Source organism: Nonomuraea sp. NPDC001684 (assembly GCF_053596515.1).
Genome location: NZ_JBSFGJ010000517.1, coordinates 1 through 6,159 on the forward strand (window position 1 = coordinate 1; position 6,159 = coordinate 6,159).

Annotated in this window: 8 protein-coding genes; all 8 read left to right on the top strand. The window is 70.0% G+C overall.

What is annotated here, in order from left to right:
* Positions 1-674, top strand: a 674-nt coding sequence (gene mltG, locus ACWCSD_RS45740; RefSeq protein ID WP_449924894.1) for an endolytic transglycosylase MltG, incomplete at its 5' end; no start/stop codon positions are given.
* Between the two features lie 211 nt (positions 675-885).
* Positions 886-2,043: an endolytic transglycosylase MltG gene (gene mltG / locus ACWCSD_RS45745; RefSeq protein WP_358285788.1), complete on the top strand. Its 1,158-nt coding sequence runs from the start codon at positions 886-888 to the stop codon at positions 2,041-2,043.
* Between the two features lie 81 nt (positions 2,044-2,124).
* On the top strand, positions 2,125-2,994 hold the full coding sequence (locus ACWCSD_RS45750; RefSeq protein WP_449924898.1) for a shikimate dehydrogenase: 870 nt from the start codon (positions 2,125-2,127) through the stop codon (positions 2,992-2,994).
* Between the two features lie 354 nt (positions 2,995-3,348).
* Positions 3,349-3,921 carry a translation initiation factor IF-3 gene (gene infC / locus ACWCSD_RS45755; protein ID WP_449924901.1) on the top strand — a complete coding sequence of 191 codons (573 nt, stop codon included), beginning with the start codon at positions 3,349-3,351 and terminating at the stop codon, positions 3,919-3,921.
* A 124-nt stretch (positions 3,922-4,045) separates the two neighbouring features.
* Positions 4,046-4,240, top strand: a complete 195-nt coding sequence (rpmI, locus tag ACWCSD_RS45760) for a 50S ribosomal protein L35 (protein WP_125635662.1) — start codon at positions 4,046-4,048, stop codon at positions 4,238-4,240.
* A 24-nt stretch (positions 4,241-4,264) separates the two neighbouring features.
* Positions 4,265-4,651 carry a 50S ribosomal protein L20 gene (rplT, locus tag ACWCSD_RS45765; RefSeq protein WP_449924905.1) on the top strand — a complete coding sequence of 129 codons (387 nt, stop codon included), beginning with the start codon at positions 4,265-4,267 and terminating at the stop codon, positions 4,649-4,651.
* A 76-nt stretch (positions 4,652-4,727) separates the two neighbouring features.
* Entirely contained in the window at positions 4,728-5,531 is an 804-nt protein-coding gene (locus ACWCSD_RS45770) for a TrmH family RNA methyltransferase (RefSeq protein ID WP_357986153.1), read from the top strand.
* A 50-nt stretch (positions 5,532-5,581) separates the two neighbouring features.
* On the top strand, positions 5,582-6,159 hold a 578-nt coding region (locus ACWCSD_RS45775), incomplete at its 3' end, for a histidine kinase dimerization/phospho-acceptor domain-containing protein (RefSeq protein WP_449924909.1).

The window sequence follows — 6,159 nt, forward strand, 5'->3', positions numbered from 1 at the left end:
CGGTGCCGGAGGGGCTGCGCGCGGGCGAGGTGCTGCGGCGCGTCGCCCAGCTGGCCGCGCTGCCGCTGAAGGAGCTGCAGAGCGTGGACAAGAGCCTGCTCGGGCTGCCCTCGTACGCACCCGGGATCGAGGGTTTCCTGTTCCCCGCCACGTACGACGTCGAGCCCGGCGACAAGGCGGTGGACGTGCTGGCCGCCATGGTCGAGCGGTGGGGCGTGGCCGCCCGGCAGATCCACCTGGCGGAGGGGGCCCGGCGGCTCGGCCTGACCCCGCTGGAGGCGCTCACGGTCGCCAGCCTGGTGCAGGCGGAGGGCGGCACCGACGCCGATTACCCCAAGATCGCCAGAGTGATCTACAACAGACTCAAGAGCAACACCCCGCTGGAGCTCGACACCACGGTCCTGTACGCGCAGAACCGCCGGTCACTGAAGGTCACCGAGAGCGACACCAAGGTGAACTCGCCCTACAACACCTACCACCGCCGCGGGCTGCCGCCGGGGCCCATCGCCAATCCGGGGGAGAAGGCGCTGCTGGCGGCCCTGAATCCGGCCGCAGGTGATTGGCACTGGTTTGTGACGACGGATCCGGCGCATAGAATCACCAAATTCACCAACAAAGAGAGCGAGTTCGTGAGATACCGGGAAGAGTTGAACAAGAACCTCGGGACGGACTGATGTTCGGCGGGACCCCCCCTGTGCCCGCGCAAAAGCCCCATACCGGGTCATGCGCCCTCTTCCCATCCCCTAGCATGGCTACCCAGAGTGATCTCCGCTGGTCGTGGGAGCATGCCCGGCGGATCCCCCCGTTTCGCCCGGTGAGCTCCGCCGGTTCGGCACAACCGCTTGACGCCGAACGGGCCGTACCGGGAGATTGGCCAGCGCAGCTATGAGCGATCTCGACCTGAACTCCCTGCTCGGCACCGAGGACGACGAGGGCCGGTCCCGGCGCCGTGCCCGCGGCTCCGGCAAGCGCGGCGGCAACCGCCGGCGGCGCAGACGTCGTAACCGCGGCGGCTTCATCGCGCCGTTGCTCGCCTTCGTCGTGCTGGCGGGCATCATCGGCGGCGGCGGCTACTACGGCTACCTGTGGGTCAGCGACGCCCTCGTGCCCGACGACTACACCGGCCAGGGCACCGGCGAGGTGATCGTCGAGATCAAGGACGGCCAGAGCGCGTCGGAGGTCGCCGAGGAGCTGGTGCGCCTCGGCGTCGTGGCCAGCGCCAGGGCGTTCAGCACCGCCATCGGCAACGCCGGCAAGAGCGGGTCGCTGCAACCCGGCCAGTACAAGATGCGCAAGAAGATGGCGGCGGCCGACGCGGTGGCGATGCTGAGCCCCGAGAACAAGCTGCTGGCCAAGGTGGGCGTCAAGGAGGGCCTGCGGCTGTCCGACACGCTGACCACGCTGGCCAAGGCCACGGGCAAGCCGGCCAAGGGCTTCGCGGCCGCGGCCAAGGACACCGCCGACCTCGACCTGCCGTCGTACGCCAAGGGCAAGCTGGAGGGCTACGCCTTCCCGGCCACCTACGAGTTCCCGCCCAACGCCACCCCGGCCCAGATCCTGGGCGCGATGGTCAAGCGGTTCAACCAGACGGCCGACGAGGTCGACCTCGAAGGCGGCGCCAAGGCCCTGGGCCGCAAGCCCCAGGACATCGTGGTCATCGCCAGCATCATCCAGGCCGAGGCCGGCCGGTTCGAGGACATGCCCAAGATCGCCCGCGTCATCTACAACCGGCTCGACCGCGACCCGGAGATGAAGCTGGAGATGGACAGCACGGTCATGTACGCGCTCAACAAGTACCGCACCGCCGCCACCATCGCCGAGACGAAGACCAAGAGCCGGTACAACACGTACATGTACCTCGGCCTGCCGCCGGGCCCGATCTCGAACCCGGGCCAGCACGCCATCGAGGCGGCGCTCAACCCGGCCAAGGGCGACTGGCTCTACTTCGTCGCCACCGACCCCAACAGCCGCGTCACCAAGTTCGCCACCACCGAGGCCGAACGCCAGGCGCTGCTGGCCGAGTACAAGCGGAACGGCGGCTGACCTCCGCCGCGGGAGCCGTCCGACGACCGGCGGCCCCGCGGCGTGGTAGGAGTAGGGACCGTGTTTCCGGAAGGAGTGTCGATGCGGGCTGCGGTCATGGGCTCGCCGATCGGGCATTCGCTCTCGCCCCACCTGCACAGGGCCGCCTACGCGGCGATGGGGCTCGACGGGTGGAGCTACGAGGCGATCGAGTGCGACGAGGCGCGGCTGCCCGCCCTGCTCGCCGGGCTGACCCCCGTGCGCGGGCAGCACGACGGTGAGGAGCAGGGCGGCGAGCGCGTCTGGGCCGGGTTGTCGCTGACGATGCCGCTCAAGCGCGCCGTGCTGCCGCTCCTCGACACCGTCTCCGACCTGGCCGTCGAGGTGGGCGGGGCCAACACCGTGGTCTTCGCCGACGGCCTGCGCCACGGGCACAACACCGACGTTTACGGCATCGAGCAGGCGCTGGCCGAGGCGGGGGTGCCCGCGCCGCGGTCGGCGACCGTGCTGGGCGGCGGCGCCACGGCCGCCTCGGCGCTGGCGGCCCTGCGCAACCTGGGGCTGTTCGCGGCCACGCTGCTGGTCCGCGACCCGGCCAGGGCGGGGGAGACCGCCGAGGTGGCCGAACGGCTGGGCGTGGCGCTGGCGGTGGAGACGTTCGACAAGCTCGACGCGTACACCGGGGTGGACCTGGTGGTCTCCACGCTGCCCGCGGGGGCCGCCGACGCCTTCGCCGGACGGCTGGCCCGCGTGCCGGCGCTGTTCGACGTGGTCTACGCCCCCTGGCCCACCAGGGCGGCCACGGCCGTCCGCGACGCGGGCGGCACGGTGGTCGGCGGCTTCGCGATGCTGCTGCACCAGGCGGCGCGCCAGGTGGAGCTGATGACCGGCCGCCCCGACGTGCCGGTCGAGGCCATGCGCGCGGCGGGCGAGGCCGAGATCGCCCGGCGGGCCGCGGCCCGTCCGCAGTGATCTTCCCGGAGATTACCCGCGCCGGCGGGATGATTCGAGGCGCCTGCGTGGTTGTGGTAATGTAGCTCTCTGATCGGTCCGGCATGCCTTGCTGGACGCGCAAGCGGAGGTCTCCCTCCCACCCGAGTCGCCGAAAGGTGGCCGGGTCCAGGATCACGCCGGACTCTCCGGGGAGCTCGAGGCCACGAAGCCACAGAGCTCAGTGGCCCCGCATGCGCGACGTGCGGGGCTTTTCGCGTCTTCGGCGCGGAAGGCCCCCGCCACGACGAGCACGTAGGGATCGCAAACCTAGGAGGCCCCATCAGCACTGAGCCCCGCATCAACGAGCGTATCCGAGTTCCCGAGGTTCGCCTCGTGGGCCCGAACGGCGAGCAGGTCGGCATCGTCAGCATTCACGACGCGCTGAAGCTCGCCCAGGAGGCCGACCTCGACCTCGTCGAGGTCGCGGCCACGGCTCGACCGCCCGTGTGCAAGCTCATGGACTACGGCAAGTTCAAGTACGAGTCCGCGATGAAGGCGCGCGAGGCGCGCAAGAATCAGGCGCACACGATCATCAAGGAGATCAAGCTCCGGCCGAAGATCGACCCGCACGACTACGAGACCAAGAAGGGTCACGTGGTGCGGTTCCTCAAGGCGGGGGACAAGGTCAAAGTCACGATCATGTTCCGCGGACGTGAGCAGTCCCGGCCGGAGCTCGGCTTCCGGCTGCTGCAGCGGCTGGCGGAGGACGTCCAGGAGCTCGGGTTCGTGGAGTCCCAGCCCAAGCAGGACGGCCGTAACATGATCATGGTGATCGGTCCGCACAAGAAGAAGGCCGAGGCCAAGGCCGAAAAGGCTGCCGCCAAGGCGCAGCGTGGCGAGGAGCCTTCCGGGTCGGAAGAGGAGTCTTCCGTACCGGAAGCGGAACCTTCCGTACAGGAAGCGTGACCTGCGGCTGGGGTTAGCCTTACACCACGCGCCCCGGCAGCCACCGGCAGACGAACAAGCCGCGACCGGGCCGGCCAGCACCGGCCCGGCCACCGGCACGACCGAATTGAGGAGAGACGGCGACATGCCGAAGATGAAGACGCACAGCGGTGCGAAGAAGCGGTTCCGGCTCACCGGCACCGGCAAGCTCAAGCGCCGCCGCGCCAGCCGCGCGCACTACAACGAGTGGAAGTCGTCCACGCTGACGCGTCGTCTCAAGGGTGAAGTCGTCGTTTCGCCGGCAGACACCAAGAAGATCAAGAAGCTGCTCGCCAAGTAGCGCGAACCCCCGGGGAGAAGAAACATGGCACGCGTGAAGCGGGCGCTCAACGCCAAGAAGAAGCGCAAGGTCGTCCTCGACAGGGCGAGCGGTTACCGTGGCCAGCGGTCGCGGCTGTACCGCAAGGCCAAGGAGCAGATGCTCCACTCGATGACGTACGCCTACCGGGACCGCAAGGACCGTAAGGGTGCGTTCCGCCGTCTGTGGATCCAGCGGATCAACGCCGCTGCCCGCGCCAACGGCATCACCTACAACCGCCTGATCCAGGGCCTGCGCCTGGCCAACATCGAGGTCGACCGCAAGATCCTCGCTGACCTCGCGGTCAACGACGGCGCGACCTTCGCCACGCTCGTCGAGGCCGCCAAGAAGGCGCTCCCGGCGAACGTGAACGCTCCGGCCGCCGCGAGCTGAGGTCGCCTTCAGACACAGAGGGCCCACCGTCACGGTGGGCCCTTTTGCTGTATCCACGCACGATCAGGGGGAGAGCATGGCCGGGTCCGAGCTGACCAACGTGAAGTCGCCGAGGGTGAAGGCCGCACGCAGGCTCACCAAGCGCGCCTTCAGGGAGCAGGACCGCAGGTTCCTGGCCGAAGGGCCGCAAGCGGTGCGCGAGGCGCTCAAGCTCGACGGGGTGACGCTGGAGCTGTTCACCACCGCCGAGGCCGAGCTGCGGCACGCCGAGCTCATCACCCAGGCCACGCTGCAGGGGGTGCCCGTCCACCGGGCCAGCGGCGAGGTCATGTCCGAGCTGTCCCAGACGGTGACCCCGCAGGGGCTGCTGGCGGTGTGCCGGCTGGTGCACGTGCCGCTGGAGGAGGCGCTGGCCGGGGAGCCGAAGCTGGTCGCGATGCTGGCGCACGTACGCGACCCGGGCAACGCCGGCACCGTCATGCGGGCGGCCGACGCCGCCGGGGCGGACGCGGTGATCTTCACCGACGCCTCCGTCGACCCCTACAACGGCAAGTGCGTACGCGCCAGCGCGGGCAGCCTGTTTCATCTGCCGGTCGTCATCGGTGCACCGGTCGCCGCCGCCGTGCGTCAACTGAGGGAGCGGGGCATGCGCGTGCTGGCGGCCGACGGCGCGGGCAAGCACACGCTCGACGACGTGGATCTTTCCGGACCGACTGTGTGGATCTTCGGGAACGAGGCCTGGGGACTGCCGGAGGAGATACGCGCCGAGGCGGACGATGTGGTCAGAGTGCCCATCTACGGACAGGCTGAAAGTCTCAACCTGGCCACCGCCGCGGCGGTGTGCCTTTACTCCTCCGCCAGGGCTCAGCGAGTGCCCTAGGCGGCCGGAAACCCGCTATTGTCGGCGTTGTAGGCGGAGGAGGCGAGGTCGTGCACGGCGCAGAAACCGACGGGCGAGTCGTGGCCGCCGCGTGCACGATCTCCATCGACGACCTCCCCGACGGTCTTATCGTGACCGACCGATATGGGTGCGTGCTGGCCGTCAACCGGGCCGCCGCCCGGCTCACCCGGGTCGCCATGGAGCGCGCCGTGGGCCGGGAGATGAACGAGGTCTTCCCCTTCCGCGACCACGACGGGCGCGAGTGGTGGAAGGCGCTCGATCCCGAGGGCGGGCTGCGTACCAGGACCAGGGTGCCCGAGCGGCCGCTGCACCTGCCGGGCGGCCAGGAACTCTACGTCGCGGCCCGGCTGGTGCGCGAGCCCGAGCGCGGCGGCGAGGTCGAGCGCGTCACGATCACCCTGCGCGACGGCGGCGCCCGCGCCCGGCTGGAGCGCAGCCGCGCCGACCTGGTCTCCACCGTGGCCCACGAGCTGCGCTCGCCGCTGACCAGCGTCAAGGGCTTCACCGCCACCCTGCTGGCCAAGTGGACGCGCTTCACCGACGAGCAGAAGCGCGTCATGCTGGAGACCGTCAACAACGACGCCGACCGCGTCACCCGGCTCATCAC